The 19416-nt window shown below is 47.1% G+C and carries 16 protein-coding genes; 15 read left to right on the top strand and 1 reads right to left on the bottom strand.

Going from position 1 to position 19416, the window contains the following annotated elements:
- The first annotated feature begins 21 nt into the window (after positions 1-21).
- The 7 genes from BN161_RS14645 (at position 22) to BN161_RS14615 (ending at position 9549) form a co-directional block, all read left to right on the top strand.
- Positions 22-1884, top strand: coding sequence for a hypothetical protein (locus BN161_RS14645; protein WP_125910842.1), 1863 nt, complete (start codon positions 22-24; stop codon positions 1882-1884).
- 116 nt (positions 1885-2000) lie between these two features.
- On the top strand, positions 2001-3455 hold the full coding sequence (locus BN161_RS14640) for a glycosyl hydrolase (RefSeq protein WP_244436507.1): 1455 nt from the start codon (positions 2001-2003) through the stop codon (positions 3453-3455).
- A gap of 201 nt (positions 3456-3656) precedes the next feature.
- On the top strand, positions 3657-4727 hold the full coding sequence (locus tag BN161_RS14635; RefSeq protein WP_394332296.1) for a glycoside hydrolase family 26 protein: 1071 nt from the start codon (positions 3657-3659) through the stop codon (positions 4725-4727).
- 14 nt (positions 4728-4741) lie between these two features.
- Positions 4742-5917, top strand: coding sequence for a glycoside hydrolase family 130 protein (locus tag BN161_RS14630; protein WP_044267449.1), 1176 nt, complete (start codon positions 4742-4744; stop codon positions 5915-5917).
- Between the two features lie 178 nt (positions 5918-6095).
- On the top strand, positions 6096-7481 hold the full coding sequence (locus tag BN161_RS14625) for an MFS transporter (protein ID WP_044267447.1): 1386 nt from the start codon (positions 6096-6098) through the stop codon (positions 7479-7481).
- 47 nt (positions 7482-7528) lie between these two features.
- The gene (locus BN161_RS14620) at positions 7529-8716 is read left to right on the top strand and encodes an AGE family epimerase/isomerase (protein WP_044267445.1); all 1188 of its coding nucleotides are present in this window, start codon (positions 7529-7531) and stop codon (positions 8714-8716) included.
- A 41-nt stretch (positions 8717-8757) separates the two neighbouring features.
- Complete coding sequence (locus BN161_RS14615) at positions 8758-9549, top strand: SGNH/GDSL hydrolase family protein (RefSeq protein ID WP_044267443.1); 792 nt, start codon at positions 8758-8760, stop codon at positions 9547-9549.
- Positions 9550-9749: 200 nt separating this feature from the next.
- Here the strand turns inward: BN161_RS14615 and BN161_RS14610 are convergent, their stop codons facing one another.
- Entirely contained in the window at positions 9750-11087 is a 1338-nt protein-coding gene (locus BN161_RS14610; RefSeq protein WP_044267440.1) for an amino acid kinase family protein, read from the bottom strand.
- Between the two features lie 280 nt (positions 11088-11367).
- Here BN161_RS14610 and BN161_RS14605 point away from each other — a divergent pair, with 280 nt between their 5' ends.
- From BN161_RS14605 to BN161_RS14575, 8 genes are all read left to right on the top strand, one after another.
- Positions 11368-12711: a sigma-54-dependent transcriptional regulator gene (locus BN161_RS14605; RefSeq protein ID WP_044267437.1), complete on the top strand. Its 1344-nt coding sequence runs from the start codon at positions 11368-11370 to the stop codon at positions 12709-12711.
- Positions 12712-12819: 108 nt separating this feature from the next.
- Positions 12820-13128, top strand: coding sequence for a nucleotidyltransferase domain-containing protein (locus BN161_RS14600; RefSeq protein ID WP_044267434.1), 309 nt, complete (start codon positions 12820-12822; stop codon positions 13126-13128).
- A complete protein-coding gene (locus tag BN161_RS14595; RefSeq protein WP_044267432.1) occupies positions 13125-13541 on the top strand; it encodes a HEPN domain-containing protein in 417 nt (138 codons plus the stop codon). Before BN161_RS14600 ends, BN161_RS14595 begins: the two co-directional genes overlap by 4 nt.
- A 325-nt stretch (positions 13542-13866) precedes the next feature.
- Entirely contained in the window at positions 13867-13947 is an 81-nt protein-coding gene (locus tag BN161_RS31040) for a potassium-transporting ATPase subunit F (RefSeq protein WP_074435147.1), read from the top strand.
- Positions 13948-14004: 57 nt separating this feature from the next.
- A complete protein-coding gene (kdpA, locus tag BN161_RS14590; protein ID WP_044267431.1) occupies positions 14005-15711 on the top strand; it encodes a potassium-transporting ATPase subunit KdpA in 1707 nt (568 codons plus the stop codon).
- A gap of 19 nt (positions 15712-15730) precedes the next feature.
- On the top strand, positions 15731-17779 hold the full coding sequence (gene kdpB, locus BN161_RS14585; protein ID WP_044267429.1) for a potassium-transporting ATPase subunit KdpB: 2049 nt from the start codon (positions 15731-15733) through the stop codon (positions 17777-17779).
- Between the two features lie 14 nt (positions 17780-17793).
- Complete coding sequence (locus tag BN161_RS14580; RefSeq protein WP_044267427.1) at positions 17794-18366, top strand: K(+)-transporting ATPase subunit C; 573 nt, start codon at positions 17794-17796, stop codon at positions 18364-18366.
- Between the two features lie 237 nt (positions 18367-18603).
- Positions 18604-19353: a hypothetical protein gene (locus BN161_RS14575; RefSeq protein ID WP_044267425.1), complete on the top strand. Its 750-nt coding sequence runs from the start codon at positions 18604-18606 to the stop codon at positions 19351-19353.
- The last annotated feature ends 63 nt before the right edge of the window (positions 19354-19416 follow it).

Raw genomic sequence — 19416 nt, 5'->3', positions numbered from 1 at the left:
CCATAAAAATAAATGACTAATATGAAACTATATCATAAATTATCGGTGCTTTTAATGTCGAGCTTGCTGCTTGTGGGTGGTTCTATGCTGACGGGGTGTGATAATGATGATTTGGATACCAATCCATACAATAAGGCCGGTGTGAACTTATTGGGCTTTGGCCCATGTCCACTGAAGCGTTTGGATAATATGCGCATCACCGGTACTCAATTGAATAGAGTGGACAAGGTTCTTTTCCCGCAAGGGAATACCTTGTTGACAGAATCCACTACCTATGAAGAAGCTGAATTTCGTCTTGTCAATAATGAAGAGATAGAGGTGGTGGTGCCCGATCAGACAGTTCCCGGAAAGCTTCGACTGGTTGTCGGTAATGATACCATTGTATCTGTATCGAAGATTACATTTGAGGAAACGGCTGTAATAGAAAATGTTACTCCAATCAGAAACCTGCGTGCCGGAGACGTAATAACCATTTCCGGAGAATTTGTCTGGAACATTGCTTCGGTAACTTTCAGCGACCATGTGGTGGTAGAAGCGGAAAACTTTCTGAAGAATACTCGTAAGGAGATTCAGGTGACGGTACCGCGTGAAGCGCAGAGCGGTGAGATTACATTTAGCAACGGTGCGGATAAGCCTCAGGTGGTTTCATGGCCCGAACCGCTTGAAATCCGACAGACGGTAGTAACCGGACTCTCAGCTGAAGCATTGGAGTTTGGTGAAACAATTACTATTTCCGGTATAGATCTTGATCTGGTAGAGAGAGTTAGCTTCCCGCTGATGACTGAAGGTGCTGCTTTCACAGTAAATGCTGATGGTACTCAGTTGACGACAGCTGTACCTGCAACTACTGTTTCCGGTACCATTTCTTTGGTTCAATATTCTGGTTTGATAGCCGAAACTGTTGCGTACACATTGCCGATGGCTGAGTATGTTAGTATTTCTCCTACTGAAGATTTGAAAGAAGGGGATGCCGTGGTAATTGTAGGAAAGAACTTAGACCGCATTGCGTCAATTAATTTGCCGGGTGGCATCGTGTTGGAACAAGGTGAGTTTGCTCAAAGTGAGACCCAGATTCAATTTACAGTGCCTGAAGATATGGGTGATGGTAAAGTTGTTCTGGTACAGCACGAAAATTATAGTATTGAAACAGATAAAGTTGCTATGCACCATGATGGCGCAGAAATTGTTATTTGGACTGGTCCTTGGCCCTGTACGGGTTGGGCAGGTAATCAAGACCTTGCATGGGGTAATTTTGATTGGTCAACCGTAAAAGTGGGGCAAGAGATTATCTTCTATGTTGAATTTGCAGATCCTACGGCTGGTTGGGCTTGCATTAGTCCTCGTGTGGCTGACGGTTGGGGTAATTTACCTTCTGTTGGTCAGATAGACTTGACTCCAAGTGCTGAAGTTCAGAGGGTGGTATTTAAGCCGACAGCTGAAGATTTGGAAGCTTTGCAAACGAAGAATGGTTTGGTTATCACAGGAGATGGCTTTATCTTAAAACAAGTAGCACTTTCCATTCTTGAAACAGTTCTTTGGACAGGTTCGGTTGACTTAGGAAACTGGGCTAACGGTTTCCAAGAACTTGCATGGGGTGGTTGTGATTGGACTACAGTCAGTGCTGGACAAAAGCTGCTTGTTTACTTTGAACAGGATACAGCTGCTGATTTTTGGCAGTTGAAGTTTGGTCAGGGCAATGGTTGGGATACTTTACCTGATTTTAAAGATTTTGCAGGTGGTGCAGATGCTGTAGATATTGCTGCTGGTGATACTAGTTTAGAATATGTACTTGGTGCGCGAGATGTGGCTACTTTACAGGATGGTGGTCAGGGACTCATTATGCAAGGGGCAAATTTGATTATTAAAAAAGTTGCTATTCAATAGACAGGGATAGAGACAATCGTTTGGTTGAACTCCCTTCATTTTGACTTTTCAGGTAAAGTGGAGGGAGTTTGTTTGCACTATTCTTACAATGCAGGTAAATGAACAATCCAAATAGAATGAAAGATATGAAAATTGAATCTATGGTATTATATAAATGTATTGGAAAGTTACTCATTGTTCTCCTTTTGCTGCCTCTTTTCTATGCGTGTGGCAGTGATAGCTCCTCGCAGGAAGAACCGCAACTGGATGCTCCTCAATTGGTATCCAGTACTCCTGCTAACGGTGCTGTTGATGTTGCTAATGCAGACTTGAATGTTGTGTTGACTTATGACCAAAACGTGACGGCACCTTCTGCTGGACATAGTCGGGTTGTAGTTGCGGGGGCAACGGTGGATAAAGTATCTGCTAATCTTAAAAATGTGACGATTTGCTTGTCGGGATTAGAAAAAGGGACAAACTATAATTTGGTTATTCCTGAAGGGGTGGTTTTGGGACCTACTGGGGTGAAAGCACCGCAGCTGACTATTTCTTTCTCGACGGTGAAGAAGCCGGAAATTAAACCTGTAGATGCTGAGCTCTGTACCTCTAATCCCTTGCCACAGGCAAAGAAAGTATACGATTATTTGATCAGTGTTTATGGTAGTAAAACATTGTCTGCTTCTATGGCCAATGTTAGTTGGAATATTGCTGAGGCAGAACTAGTGGAAAAAGCTACAGGTAAATATCCGGCTATTGCTTTCTTCGACTATATTCATTTGGCGTGGTCGCCTGCTAACTGGATTGATTACTCTGACACCAAAATAGTGGAAGATTGGTGGAATGCAAATGGATTAGTAGGTGCGAGTTGGCATTGGAATGTTCCGGCTAAGGAGGGAGATACTGATTTGAATAAATATACTTGTACTCCGGGGAATGGAACCCAGAATAGCGATGGTAACTGGACGACCACTTTCCGTCCCAAGAATATCTTCACAGAAGGCACTTGGGAGAGTAATATAGCTAAAGCCGATTTGGAGAAAATGGCAGGATATTTAAAGTTGCTTCAGGATAAAGGTATTCCGGTAATTTGGCGTCCACTTCATGAGGCTGCTGGTAACATTTATGAGTATAATGGTGGTACGGCTTGGTTCTGGTGGGGAATTGATGGTGCGGAGGCGTACAAGAAATTATGGCGTTATATGTTCGACTTCTTCAAGGGAAAAGGCATCCGTAACCTGATTTGGGTATGGACTACCCAGACAAAGGATACGGACTTCTATCCGGGAGACGAGTATGTGGATATCATAGGACGTGATATTTACAGCCAGACCGTCGGGACGGATAATGCATCGCAATATAATCTGATTTTTGGCTCGTACCCGCAGAAGATGATCGCACTGAGTGAGTGCGGCAGTGTCGCGAAACTTTCCGAACAATGGAGTGCCGGAGCGAATTGGTCGTTCTTCATGCCGTGGTATCAGTATGATGCTACTACACTGGTTGGTCATCAACATGCAGATCAGGCTTGGTGGAAGGATGCCATGAGTCAGGATTACGTAATCACTCGCGACCGGATGCCTTCTATGAAGTGACAAGGGGCAGCGATGAATATTGCTTATATAAGCATGATACAGCAAAGTGATAAAAAAGTATCACTTTGGTATCTTTTAATCGGCTATTTTTGTATCTGTATATAAACAATAGGACTGGATATAAATAGAATACAATCAATGAGAGACAAGTATATGAGAAACATAGGAACAAGGCTTGCGCTTCTGGCAGTTGGTATGCTGATGGCATGTGGTTCTGCTAAAAAAGAACGGGAGGTTACAGAAAAGAATACGTTTGTGCGTACCCCCGAGACCGAGAACCTGCTCGCCCATCTTAAAAAAGTATCATCCCGCGGCTTTATGTTCGGCCATCATGACGACACCAACTATGGCATCGGCTGGGAAGGCGATGAAGGGCGTTCCGATGTAAAGAGCGTCTGTGGAGACTATCCCGCAGTCATCAGTTTCGACCTGGGGCATTTGGAACTGGGCGATACGTTGAGCCTGGACAAAGTGCCGTTCAGCAAAATCAGAAGAGAGATATTGAACCAATATAAAAGAGGAGGGCTGTCCTCTCTTAGCTGGCACCTGCGCAATCCGCTGACAGGGGGAGACTCCTGGGATGTGTCAGATACGACGGTGGTGAAGTCCATTCTGCCCGGCGGAGCCAATCATGAGAAGTTTGCAGGCTGGGTAAGTAAAGTATCGGCTTTCATCAACTCCCTGCAAACGGAAGACGGAGTGAAAGTCCCGGTACTCTTCCGCCCGTGGCACGAACATACGGGCAGCTGGTTCTGGTGGGGAGAGAAGCTCTGTACACCTGAAGAATACAAAGCCCTCTGGCACATGACGGTGGACATCCTCCGCAGCGATGGCGTGGACAATGCCCTGTATGCCTATTCCCCCGGCAGTGAACCGCAGGATACGGCAGAATATCTGAAACGCTATCCCGGTGACGACCTGATAGATGTAATCGGTTTCGACACCTATCAGTTCGACCGCCCTTCTTATCTGGCGAATGTGGGCAAAAGTCTGGCTATTGTAGACAGTATAGGCCGGACGCACGATAAAGTGATAGCCATCACCGAGACGGGCTACGAAGGCATCCCCGATCCGAAATGGTGGACTGAAACCCTGTTGCCGGCCATTGAAGATTATCCGATAGCCTACGTCCTAGTGTGGCGCAATGCCCGCGAACGTGTCACGCATTTCTATGCCCCCTATCCCGGACAGGCATCAGCCGAAGATTTCGTAACATTCTATAATCATCCCAAGACCCTTTTTGTGACAGACGTAAACTCTTTGTATAAATAAGATAAACAACGAATATGGAAACTTTTAATGATAAGGTATCAAGACTCTTTCAGGAACACGAGGAGTTGATCACGAGAAAGAATGAACCGGTGGAAGGTGGCAACGGCATATTTACACGTTATAAATATCCGGTGGTGACGGCTGCTCACACGCCCGTTTTCTGGCGCTACGACCTGGATGAAAAGTCCAATCCCCACCTGATGGAACGTATTGGCATGAATGCCGCGCTCAACTCCGGCGCCATCAAGTGGAATGGTAAATACCTGCTGTTGCTGCGCATGGAGGGGGCCGACCGCAAATCGTTCTTTGCCGTGGCGGAAAGTCCTAACGGTGTGGATAACTTCCGCTTCTGGGATTATCCCGTCACGATGCCCGAAGATGTGATACCGGCTACCAATGTCTATGATATGCGCCTCACCGCCCATGAAGACGGATGGATTTATGGTATCTTCTGTGCCGAGCGTCATGATGATAATGCCCCCGCGGGCGATTTATCCTCGGCTACGGCTACGGCAGGCATTGCGCGTACCCGGGATTTGAAAACCTGGGAGCGTCTGCCGGACCTGAAGACTAAGAGCCAGCAACGTAATGTGGTGCTTCATCCCGAATTTGTAGATGGCAAATATGCCCTTTACACCCGTCCGCAGGATGGATTTATTGATGCCGGAAGCGGTGGCGGCATAGGCTGGGCCTTGGTAGACGACATGACACATGCGGAGGTGAAAGAGGAAACCATCATCGACCAACGTTACTACCACACCATCAAGGAGGTAAAGAACGGTGAGGGCCCGCATCCGATAAAGACTGATAAAGGCTGGTTGCACCTGGCTCATGGGGTGCGTGCCTGCGCTGCCGGACTGCGTTATGTGCTCTATATGTATATGACCGCCCTGGACGATCCTACACGCCTGATAGCCACCCCTGGAGGTTACTTCATGGCTCCTGAGGGAGAGGAACGTATCGGCGACGTAAGCAATGTGCTCTTCACCAACGGCTGGATTGCGGATGAAGACGGCAAGGTGTTCATCTATTATGCCTCGTCGGACACGCGGATGCACGTAGCCACTTCTACGGTGGACAAGCTGGTGGATTACTGCATGAATACGCCGGTGGACGGATTATCCTCTTCGGCTTCGGTGGAGACGCTGAAGAAACTTATTAGTAATAATTTGCAACTCATGCGGAAATAAATATCTTTGCGGTGGCATCAAGCCGTTATTGAACCTATTTCAGTCGTATACTGAATAGGGTTCACTATACGACTGAACCCTATTCAGTATACGACTGATTCCACCCCCGCCGAGAAGGCATTCGGACACGGTTTTTAAGTTTCGCGTGCGCATGGTTATAAATCTTTAATTTAATAGTATGGCAACACTAAAAGAGAAAATTGGTTATGGCTTTGGCGATATGTCTTCCTCTATGTTCTGGAAGATATTCTCCTATTATCTGCCTATATTCTATTCTAATATATACGGGCTGAGTCTGGCTGATACGGGCGTCCTGCTGTTGGTAACGCGCATTTGGGATGCGGTGTCCGACCCGATGATGGGCATCATTGCCGACCGAACCCATACGCGATGGGGAAAATACCGTCCTTATCTGCTGTGGATTTCTCTTCCGTTTGCCGTCTGTGGCGTATTGATGTTTACCACGCCCGACTTCGGGCCTACGGGGAAACTCATTTGGGCATACGTCACTTACATTCTGATGATGACGGTTTATACAGCTATCAATGTTCCATACGGGGCTATGTTGGGGGTGATGACGGATGACTCGGATACGAAGACGGTGTTCTCTTCCTACCGGATGTTCTTTGCATACGGTGGTAGTTTCATAGCCTTGTTTGCCTGGGAGCCGCTTTGCACGTGGTTCAGGGAGATGACCGGTTCGGTGACCGTCAGTTGGCAATATTCCATGATTGTGATTGCTGCGTTGTGCTTCGTCGTGTTCCTGCTATGTTTCAGCATGACGAGGGAGTACGTGAAGAGCGTATCTACGGTTTCCATCGGGAAGGACTTCAAGTCGTTGCTTGCCAACGTGCCTTGGTGGTTGCTGATAGGTGCGGCATTGTGTTCTAACCTGTTCAATACGGTGCGTGGCGCTACGGCTGCTTATTTCTTTAAAGATTATATAGGTGACAGTATATTCCTGAACTTGGGTGACTTCACTATTTTGTTCTATGCCGGGTTATTCCTCGGAGTGGGTGAAGTTTCTAATATGATAGGGGTAGTGCTGGCAGTTCCCCTTTCGCGCGGACTGGGCAAGAAATCCACCTATATCGCCACGATGGCGGCACTGGCGGTATTGAGCATTCTGTTCTTCTATCTGCCTTGCACACCGGCGGGCTTCTGGATGATGCTGATTATGCAAATCGTTATATCTATTTGTACGGGTATCGTTTCACCGTTGATATGGAGTATGTATGCCGACGTTTCGGACTATGCCGAACTGAAAGACGGGACGGCTTCGACCGGGCTTATATTCTCATCTTCGTCGATGGCGCAGAAGTTTGGCGGCGCTATGGGCGGGGCGGCTGTGATGTGGATACTGGCATCCTTCGGTTATAATACGGCTGAGGGTGCCATGCAAACGGAGGAGGCGCTGACTGGTCTGAACTTGCTTATGAGCTGGATACCGGCTGCTGTGGCAGTGCTGGCTATGGTGGTCGTGTACTTCTATCCGTTGACGAAGAAGCGCGTGGAGGAGATTAACGAGAAGCTGAAACCCATACGGGCGAAGGGGATGGCTTGACTTTCATTTCCCAAACGGGTTCAAAATATAAACTAATACGATTTTTTATGGACGTCAAGAATATGCGAAAAGAGATGGAAGAAGAGTTGATAGCCAACATTCTTCCCTTCTGGATGAACCGGATGACGGATGAAGCGAACGGTGGCTTCTATGGCCGCATCACGGGAACCGGAATCCTGATGCCGGAAACAGAAAAGGGTGCTGTATTGAATGCCCGTATTCTCTGGACTTTCTCGGCAGCCTACCGTTTGCTGAAGAAGGAAGAATACTTGTCTGCGGCAACGCGTGCCAAACGCTATGTAATAGATCATTTCTATGACCGCGAGTTCGGCGGTGTCTACTGGTCGCTCGATTGCGAAGGCCGCCCATTGGATACGAAGAAGCAAATCTATGCCATCGGCTTTGCCATCTACGGGCTGAGCGAATATCATCGTGCCACGGGTGATGCTGAGGCTTTGGAATATGCCGTCCGCCTGTTCGAGGATATCGAAAAGCATAGCTTCGACCCTGTGAAGAATGGCTATTGTGAGGCTCTGACCCGGGAATGGGGAGAGATTGCCGATATGCGTCTTAGCGATAAAGACGAGAACGAACGTAAGACCATGAACACCCATTTGCATATCCTGGAGCCTTATACCAATCTGTACCGTGTATGGAAGGACGATCGCCTCAAGAAGCAACTCCGCAATCTGATAGAACTATTCACGGACCGGATTCTTAATCCTGAGACTGGACATCTGGAATTGTTCTTCGATGACAATTGGCGGAGTAAGTATCGCATTGTTTCCTACGGACATGATATAGAAGCTTCCTGGCTGATACATGAAGCCGCTTTGATACTGGATGATAAGACTTTACTGGAAAAAGTGGAACCTTTGGTTGAATTTATTGCCGCTGCCGCTGATGAAGGACTGACGTCTGACGGTGCCATGATTTATGAGACTTTCCTGGATAGACAGAAAACCGATACCGACCGCCATTGGTGGGTACAGGCAGAGAATGTGGTGGGACATGTTAACCTTTACCAACATTTTGAAGATGAAGTGGCATTGCGGAAAGCATTCCGTTGCTGGAACTTCATTAAGAAGCATCTGGTAGATTACCGGAACGGCGAGTGGCATTGGAGTGTGCGTGCCGACGGCACGGTGAATACTGAGGATGACAAGGCCGGATTTTGGAAATGCCCGTATCATAATGGACGTATGTGCATGGAGATAATGGAACGTTTTTCATGAGTGGTTTAGAGGTTATTTCATAAGTATTTTAGAAGTTTGGAATGAGAAGATCGATTGGATTTTGTGTTGTGTTGTGCATAGGGATTGCCTTACAGGCGCAATCCTTTTATCCTGATTTCAGTAAGATGAATTTCGGTTGTGATGGGAACAGCATCACGGCGGGTGAACAATGGTCGAAGGCGGTGGTCGATCTACTTGGATTTGCCACCCATCATAATGTAGCGGTAGGTTCTGCAACGTGGGCGTGCCATACCGATACCCAGGATTACGGAAGTGCCGGTTTTGCTGGAATATCCAATGGCTGGCAGCCTACCGAAGACGGGCGTGAATTGCAAATGCGCCATAACAATGTCTCCAAAGTCCATATCCAGAAATTCATTGCCGAGGTGGAGAGCGGGCAATATCCGGCTCCCGATGTCTTTGTCTTCTCTATGGGGACGAACGACAAGGATTTAGGCTCTGCCGAAGAAGCCTTGAAAGGTAAGACTCTTGCCGAAGTGGACGTTACCACTATGGCAGGCGGTGCCCGCTGGGCCATACAGACCATTCTGGAGCATTATCCCAAATGTCGTGTTTTTGTGTGTACCCCTATTCAAACCGGTGATGTAACCCGCAATGAACGTAATCTGGAGAAGATTGCCATTCTGCGTGAAATCTGCTGTGCTCTCTCCGTACAACTGATAGATTGCTACTCTAATAGCGGTATAACCGGGAAATTCGAACAGCCTTCGGGCAGGGGACGCTATCTGCGCGATGGCTTACATCCCGATAAAGAAGGGCAGGAGTTGATGGGGCGCTATATTGCGAAAGAAATACGGAATAATTTCTTTTAGGTGCGGGTTGATTTCTTTCAGCCGGGATATGAACTAAATGTGATAAGGTGGTAGAGTGATAAAGTGATAACGGGATAACGCTCTGTGATATATAGCGCAGCTACTTTATCACCCTATCACCTTACCACCTTATCACTCCTTTCCTTCTTTTCTGAGCGATTATGAATTAATTCCGCCAACGGGTTATATAGAGAATATATTCAAGACGCCTTCTTAAACCACTCCTTCTTCAGCAACTTCTCGTCGAGCAACCGGAGTGCTTCCACCTTGTCTGTTGCCTTGACCACCAGCGACACATCATTCTCATCACTTCCGTAAGAAATCATCTTCAGCGGAATATTCTTCAACGCATCCATAATCCGCGCTTCGGTTTCGATGCACGATGACTTCATGTTTCCTACCACAGAAATGATACTCATCTTATCTTCCACCCATATCCGGGCATACTTATTCAGTTCCCGCAGGATGAGCGAAAGGAAGTTCCCGTCATCCGTGGCTACGGATATGTTATCGTTGGATGAAGTCAACAGACAGGGCATCGTCTTGTATTTGGCGAAGATATCGAAAATCTTGCTGATAAACATATAAGGCCGGAGCGTGTGGTTCGATTCGAACCGGATGTATGTGATAGAATCTTTGGTGGCGACTGCCTTCACCATGTTCCCGTTCAATCTGTTGGCGGATATATAAGTCCCTTCTGATGCCGGGTTCACCAGGTTGAGCAAACGGATGGGAATATTCTCTTTCCATGCCGTAGCCAGACAAAGCGGGTGCAGTATCTGGGGATTGAAGTAGATGAGCCGTTCGGCTTCACTGAAACTCAGGTTCTTTATCGTGTCGGCATCTTTCACTACCAGTGTGTCGTTGCTGTGTATATCGACATCTGTCCATATCCGTATTTCCTCCGCCTGTATGGCTGTCCCTATCAGGGCGGCGGTATAGTCGCTTCCGCCTTGTTTCAGACAATCGGTCTCACCAAAGGCATTCCTGCAAATGCTTCCCTGTGTGAGAAACAGATGCGTATCGGGGTATGCTTTACATATCTCTTTCACCTTCCGGCTGATATATTCCTCATCTGCTTCCCCGTTCATGCCGGTGCGTATGAAGTCGAAGGCACAAATCACGCTGTTGCCCACTCCCTGTTCCTGCAAGTAGAATCCCAGTAAGGTGGATGTCAGTAACTCGCCTTGTGCCAGGATTTCCTTTTCGTCGGTAGCGTAGAAAGGCTCCATGCTGTATTTCCATATTGCCTGGAAACAGTCGAGAATGCCCCGGATGGCTTCGTGCTTGATAGTGTCGTCCGTAAGTAGTTCATTGGCAAAGTCAATGAACTGGAATTCCAGCCGGGTTATTTTGTCGTGTGCTTCCTCTATGTTCCGGTTGAAGAAGTTGGCGGCTACCTCGCCCAAATGTTTGGTGACATCTTTGGGAGCGGATAGTACGACTATTTTAGACGTATTGTCTTGAATCAGTTTTGCCACATGTTGCATACCTTTTACGGATGCGGTTGCGTTTCCATCGAATTTGTAGATTTCCATATTCTTCTTTTTTAAGTTATTAATCAAATCCTCTTGTGAAGCCTCCTTGCCATTTCAGAATGGTTTTATCAAAATGGAAAGGAAACTCCCCGCTACCTGTTCTCTCTTTTCTGCCCTTATCTCCTTGTACTAATGGAGTTAAGCTATGAAACCAGTTACGGGGCTTTCAGACTCTCTACTATAAAAGTTCAAAAGATGTGCCGCTCGTATTCGGGAAAAGCTTTATATTTGCACATCCTGTTTTTAGCATTATCAGTTTAAACACTTATCCGAATAAGATATGAGTAAGATTTTAATCGTTGATGACGAGATGCAAATCCGTACCCTTTTGGCGCGTATGATGGAGTTGGAGGGATATGAAGTCTGTCAGGCTGGTGATTGCAGGGCTGCCCTGAAACAGTTGGAATTGCAAAGTCCCGATGTAGCTTTGTGTGATGTTTTCCTGCCCGACGGGAACGGGGTGGATCTGGTGCTGGCTATCAAGAAAGCCGCGCCCAATGTGGAAGTCATTCTCCTGACGGCCCACGGCAATATCCCCGATGGCGTACAAGCCATCAAGAACGGGGCTTTCGACTATATCACCAAAGGAGATGACAATAACAAGATTATTCCCCTCGTCAGCCGTGCGGTAGAGAAGGCCGCAATGAATGCCCGTCTTGAAAAGCTTGAGAAGAAGGTGGGGCAGGCGTACTCTTTCGATTCTATCCTGGGAGAGTCCAAATCTTTGAAAGATGCTGTGTCGTTGGCGCAGAAAGTGTCGGTGACCGATGTACCTGTATTGCTGACCGGAGAAACGGGAACAGGCAAGGAAGTGTTTGCGCAGGCCATCCATTACAGTAGCAAGCGTGCCCGGCAGAATTTCGTTGCGGTGAACTGTTCCTCGTTCAGCAAGGAATTGCTGGAGAGCGAGATGTTTGGGCACAAGGCAGGTTCGTTTACGGGGGCGTTGAAAGATAAGAAAGGGCTTTTTGAGGAAGCGAACAATGGAACGATCTTCCTGGATGAAATAGGTGAGATGGCCTTTGAACTGCAAGCGAAGTTGCTGCGCATCCTCGAAACGGGCGAATATATCAAGATAGGCGATACCAAGCCGACACGAGTCAACGTGCGTATCATTGCGGCAACCAACCGCAATCTGCCCGAAGAAATAGCCAAAGGGCGTTTCCGTGAAGATTTGTTTTATCGCCTTTCGGTATTCCAGGTGCATCTACCGCCATTGCGTGAGCGTGCGGGGGACATCCGCCTGTTGGCAAAGGCTTTCGTGAAGAACTTCTCCGCGCAACTGGCCCGTTCGATAACCGAGATCACTCCCGAATTTCTCACTACGCTTGAACTGCAACCGTGGAAGGGGAATATCCGTGAACTCCGCAATGTGATAGAGCGCAGCCTCATCGTCTGCGAAGGGGAACAGCTGACTATTGCCGACCTGCCGCTCGACATTCAGAATGCCCACTACGAACAGTCGGACGAGGAGACTCCCGGCAGTTTTGAACTTTCGGCCATGGAGAGGCGGCACATCGCCCGTGTGCTGGAGTACACGAAGGGGAATAAGACGGAAGCGGCTCGGCTACTGAAAATCGGGTTGACGACGCTGTACAGGAAGATAGAGGAATATAAGATTTGAGGTGCATTTCGGGGCGTGCAGCGACGGGCTTTTCGGAAAACATTGCTATCTTTGTGTTGTTCAACTGAAAGAGATAAGAGATTATAATTATGAATAGGAGGAAAGCTAATGAAACGACCTGATCTTGTCCGTCGTATTGCAGAAGTGATGCATCATATTGCTCCCGATGCGAAGACCATTCTTTATGGTTCCGAGGCCCGTGGTGATGCTCGTCACGACTCAGACATTGACTTGCTTATCTTGCTTGATGAAGAAAAACTGGCTCCTGAACGTGAACTGGAAATAGCTCGTTATTTGTATGAGGTAGAAGTGGAGACAGGTGTCATTATCAGTCCTATGGTGATGTTACGTCATGTATGGGAAAGATTTACCACGCCGTTTAGCATTAATGTAATGAAGGAAGGGGTAGTGCTATGAAGGAGAAACTGGATGCAGAAAGCCGTTCTGCCATTGTGAACTACCGTTTGGAACGTGCTTACGAAACTCTGAAAGAGGCTGATTATAATACCGGGGGCGGGTATTATAATGCTGCTGTAAACCGCCTTTATTATGCTTGTTATTACGCAGCTTCTGCCTTGTTATTGCATTATGAAATAGAGGCTAATACACATAATGGTGTGAAAACACAACTTTCCATGCATTTTGTTCGTACCGGACGTTTGAGTTTGGACTATGGAGCAACCTTCAGTTTGTTGTTTGAAAAACGTCAAGCAAGTGATTATAGTGATTTTGCTTATTGTGACCTTGCTTTAGTGGACACACTTCGCCCACGGGCAGAAGCATTTATTGATGCGATGGAAAGGTTGATACATGAAGAGTGTCCCGATTAAATACATTCTCATTTCTCTTTAATACTCATCATCTCGCCCTATTTTGATAAATACCCTTTCAAAATGAAAGGGTATTTATGTTTTATACTTTTCTGTTTGTAACCCTCACGATCTTGGATATTAGACTGTTATGTACTTTTCTGCATGTCTGGCACGCAATTGGCATACCTAAACACGATGAAATAATAGTATCAATTTTAAAAAGGTAAAAGACATGGGAATAACGATTTCATTTATTTTCTGCCTGTTGAGCGGGTTGCTCGCTTTCGGGCTGTTCTGGAAATGTGTGGATTGGTTTGAAAAGATTTAAGAAGGAGAGAGAATTATGTACACAACATTATTTGTATTAGGTATTGCGGTTTTCGGGTATTTGATGTATGTGCTCGTAAAACCGGAGAAGTTTTAGTCAATTGACAATGGATAATTGACAATTAAGGTATCATTCTATTAATGAATTAGAGAAATGAACACAGAGATTTTAGGTGTAGTCCTGCAAATAGTCCTGATGGTGGTACTGGCTTACCCGTTGGGAAAATATATTGCAAAGGTCTATAAAGGACAAAAGACATGGTCGGACTTCATGAAGCCGATTGAGAGACTTATTTTTAAAGTGTGTGGCATCAACCCCGCCGAGGAGATGAACTGGAAACAGTTCCTGAAAGCATTGTTGATACTAAACGCTTTCTGGTTTGTGTGGGGCATGGTGCTGCTGGTTACTCAGCACTGGCTGCCTTTGAATCCCGACGGTAACGGGCCGCAGACACCGGATCAGGCATTCAATACCTGCATCAGTTTTATGGTGAACTGTAACTTGCAGCACTATTCCGGTGAAAGTGGATTGACTTATTTTACGCAGTTGTTTGTCATCATGCTGTTCCAGTTTATTACGGCGGCAACGGGTATGGCGGCTATGGCGGGTATCATGAAGTCCATCTCCGTGAAGACAACGAAGACAATAGGTAACTTCTGGAACTTCCTTGTATTGAGTAGTACACGTATCCTGTTGCCGCTTTCGCTGATTGTGGGTTTCATCCTTATTATAGAAGGTACTCCGATGGGCTTTGACGGAAAGATGGAGGTGACCACGCTCGAAGGACAGGAACAGATGGTTTCACAAGGCCCTGCGGCTGCCATCGTGCCCATCAAGCAACTGGGTACCAATGGTGGCGGTTATTTCGGTGTAAACTCTTCGCATCCGTTGGAGAATCCTACGTATCTGTCCAATATGGTAGAATGTTGGTCTATCCTTATCATACCGATGGCAATGGTTTTCGCACTCGGTTTCTATTCCAATCGTAAGAAACTGGCTTATAGTATATTCGGTGTAATGCTCTTTGCCTATCTGGCGGGTGTCGGCATCAATGTCTATCAGGAGATGAACGGTAACCCGCGTATTGACGAACTGGGTATTGCGCAGGATGGCGGAGCGATGGAGGGAAAAGAGGTGCGGCTTGGTGCTGCTGCAACAGCCTTGTGGAGTATTACGACCACCGTCACTTCCAACGGTTCGGTGAATGGTATGCACGACTCTACGATGCCGCTCAGTGGACTGATGGAGATGCTGAATATGCAGATTAATACCTGGTTTGGTGGTGTCGGGGTAGGTTGGATGAACTACTATACATTTATAATTATAGCCGTGTTTATCAGCGGACTGATGGTGGGGCGTACACCGGAGTTCCTCGGTAAGAAGGTGGAAGCACGCGAAATGAAGATTGCGACTGTTGTGGCGTTGCTTCATCCGTTTGTGATTCTGGTAGGAACGGCTCTGTCCACGTATCTGTTTGCCCATCATCCCGACTTCGTGGCAAGCGAGGGCGGTTGGCTGAATAATCCTGGTTTCCACGGGCTGAGCGAGCAATTGTATGAGTTTACGTCGTGTGCAGCTAATAACGGGTCCGGTTTCGAGGGACTGGGAGATAATACTTATTTCTGGAACTACGCTTGTGGTTGGGTGCTTATCCTGAGTCGATTTATCCCGATTGTAGGGCAGGTAGCCATTGCGGGACTGCTGGCGCAGAAGAAGTTCATCCCGGAAAGTGCCGGTACACTGAAGACGGATACGGTTACATTTGCTGTGATGACTTTTGCGGTTATCTTCATTGTAGCTGCCCTGTCATTCTTCCCGGTGCATGCATTGAGTACGATTGCTGAACATTTTAGTTTGTAAGTAGTAGAAAAAGAAAGATATGAAAGATAAGAAATCAGCTTCTTTGTTTCAAAAGGAGCAAGTTATGGAAAGCTTGAAGCAATCATTCGTGAAGTTGGATCCACGGGTGATGATTAAGAATCCGATTATGTTTACGGTGGAGCTTGTGACGCTGGTGATGCTGGTGGTCTGCATCCTATCGCTGGGGACTACGGAATATGGAACATTCGGGTACAACTTCCTGGTGTTCGTCGTTCTCTTTGTTACTCTGCTGTTCGCCAACTTCGCTGAGGCCATTGCCGAGGCTCGTGGTAAGGCTCAGGCCGACAGCCTGCGCAAGACGCGTGAGGAGACTCCCGCTAAAATCCTGATTGATGGCAAAGTCTGCAATATCAGTAGCGCACGCCTGAAGAAAGGTGATTACTTTATTTGCGAAGCCGGTGATACGATTCCGGCTGACGGTGAGATTGTAGAAGGATTGGCTTCCATTGACGAAAGTGCCATCACAGGCGAATCTGCCCCGGTAATCCGTGAGGCGGGTGGAGATAAGAGTTCTGTAACCGGTGGTACGAAGGTGCTTTCTGATAAGATAAAGGTATTGGTAACCCAACAACAGGGTGAGAGCTTCCTCGACAAGATGATTGCCCTGGTGGAAGGCGCTACCCGGAGGAAAACACCGAATGAAATAGCGTTGACTATCCTGCTGGCGGGTTTCACACTGGTATTTGTGATTGTTTGCGTCACGCTGATTCCGATGGCGGACTATACGAATATAGATCATCCGGGAACGTACATCTCGATTGCAGCTATTCTCTCCCTGTTTGTCTGCCTGATACCGACGACAATCGGTGGTCTGCTTTCCGCTATCGGCATTGCGGGTATGGATCGTGCGCTTCGTGCCAATGTGATAACGAAATCGGGTAAGGCAGTGGAAACGGCCGGTGATATTGATACGTTGCTGCTGGATAAGACGGGAACTATTACAATCGGTAACCGTAAAGCTACGAAGTTCTATGCAGCTCCCGGTGTGGACGAACGTGATTTTATTGAGGCTTGCCTGCTGTCCTCCATCTCCGATGAAACACCGGAAGGTAAATCAATTATAGAACTGGGACGGGAAACAGGTCGCCGCATGCGTGACCTGAATACTACGGGTGCCCGGATGATTAAGTTCACTGCAGAAACGAAGTGTTCAGGCGTGGATTTGCAAAATGGTACTCAGATACGTAAAGGTGCTTTCGATGCTATCCGCCGGATTGCGGAGAGTGCCGGAAACAGTTTCCCGAAAGAGGTGGAAGATGTGATTGCTGCAATTTCAAGTAACGGCGGTACACCGTTGGTAGTGTGTGTCAACCGGCAGGTGGCTGGCGTTATTGAGTTGCAGGATATCATCAAACCGGGTATTCAGGAACGTTTCGAACGCCTTCGCAAGATGGGAGTGAAGACGGTAATGGTGACCGGAGATAACCCGCTGACAGCAAGGTACATCGCAGAAAAGGCCGGTGTGGATGATTTTATAGCTGAGGCCCGGCCGGAAGACAAGATGGAATATATCAAGAAAGAGCAACAATCCGGTAAGCTGGTGGCAATGATGGGAGACGGTACCAATGATGCTCCGGCATTGGCACAGGCAAATGTGGGCGTTGCTATGAATAGCGGTACGCAGGCTGCAAAGGAAGCCGGTAATATGGTGGACTTGGACAATGATCCTACGAAGCTGATTGAAATTGTGGAAATCGGCAAACAGTTGTTGATGACGCGCGGTACATTGACCACGTTCTCTATAGCAAATGACGTGGCTAAATACTTTGCGATTATTCCCGCTTTGTTTATGGTAGCCATCCCTCAGTTAGCACCGCTGAATATCATGGGGCTGCATAGTCCTGAGTCAGCCATCCTTTCAGCTATAATCTTTAACGCTGTCATTATTCCTATATTGATTCCGTTGGCACTGAAAGGAGTACAGTATAAACCGATTGGTGCCAGTGCATTGCTTCGCCGCAACTTGCTGATTTATGGCTTAGGCGGTGTCATTGCACCCTTTATCGGAATTAAATTAATAGATATGGTGGTCAGTTTATTCTTTTAATAAATAACAAGATAATGAAAACTTTATTGAAATCCCTCAAAATAACACTTGCTTTTTGCGTGTTCTTCTCTGTATTCTATATCCTTATCCTGTGGATATTTGCCCAGGTGGCAGGTCCCAATAAGGGTAATGCGGAAGTAGCGACTCTGGATGGTAAAGTGGTCGGTGCCGCTAATGTAGGACAGATGTTCACAAAAGACATCTACTTCTGGGGGCGCCCTTCCCATGCCGGTGACGGTTACGATGCTGCCAGTTCTTCCGGTAGCAACAAAGGCCCTACCAACGAAGAATACCTTTCGGAAGTAGAAGCCCGTATCGATACTTTCCTGGTGCACCATCCCTATCTGCAACGCAAGGACGTTCCGGCTGAAATGGTGACAGCCAGTGCTTCGGGGCTTGATCCGGATATCACTCCCGCCAGTGCTTATGTACAGGTGAAACGCGTAGCCCAGGCATGTGGCATGGATGAGGCACAAGTAAAGACTCTCGTAGACAATGCAGTACAGAAACCGCTTCTCGGCCTTTTCGGTACGGAGAAAGTGAATGTGCTGAAACTGAACATTGCACTCGAAGAGGCAAATAAGTAGTTAAGCTACAAGCTACAGGTTACAAGTTGCTGCGCTATACTTGTGGGCGAATAATTATTCGCCCGGCTATCATGCCGAAAGGTACTCGTCACTCGTAGCTTGTAGCTCGTATCTTGTATCTCACAGAGAGGCGGACAGGCTCCGTTCATATTTTGCCATGGTGATGTCTAAAAACAGGGTGAACGGAGACACGCCTCTCTCTTTTTAAAAGATTGTATTTTAAAGATTGAATGAATTATGAAACAAGTAAAAAGAACGTTTTTTGTAATAGCAGCCATTGTTGCTGCATGTTTTTTCGGGACAAATGATGTGAAGGCACAGGAATTTACCGTGCAGGGTGATTTAGTAAGCTCTTACGTCTGGCGCGGCGTATATCAGACGGGAGCCAGCTTCCAACCTACACTGGGTTTCGGCATCGGCAGCTTTTCTCTGACTGCGTGGGGTTCCACGGACTTCGACGGTTATAAATCTACCGAAGGCCAGGCAAACAAGGAAATAGACCTGACGGCAGCTTACGCATTCGGCGAGTCCGGTCTGTCACTGTCTGTGGCAAGCCTTTGGTGGGCGGGACAGGGTGCCCGGCAGTATTTCAACTTCAAAAGTCATGAGACGGCACATTTCTTTGAAGCTGGTCTGGCCTATACGTTGCCTTGCGAGAAGTTTCCCCTGTCCATAGCTTGGTACACCATGTTTGCGGGAGCCGATAAAAATGAGGAAGGCGCGCAAAACTATTCTTCCTATTGTGAACTGAACTATCCGTTCAGCGTGAAGTCGGTAGGTTTGAATGCAACCGTAGGATTCGTTCCTTATGAAACTTATACGGTAGGATATGGAAACTCCGGTTTTGCCTTTACCAATGTAGCATTGAAAGCTACTACGGCTATCAGGATAACAGACTCGTTTTCATTGCCTATATTTGCACAGGCTATCTGGAATCCTTGTTTGGAAGATACCCACTTAGTCTTTGGTATAACCTTAAAGCCTTAATGTAAGTGACAGAGGTATCTTGTCTCTATGACTTAGCATAGAATCATTGGCATTGATTGTGGG

The sequence above is a fragment of the Bacteroides timonensis genome, assembly GCF_000513195.1.
In the GTDB taxonomy this organism is placed as follows: domain Bacteria; phylum Bacteroidota; class Bacteroidia; order Bacteroidales; family Bacteroidaceae; genus Bacteroides; species Bacteroides timonensis.
The sequence above is the reverse complement of the archived record's forward strand: the minus strand, read 5'-3'. Positions and strand labels throughout refer to the sequence as shown.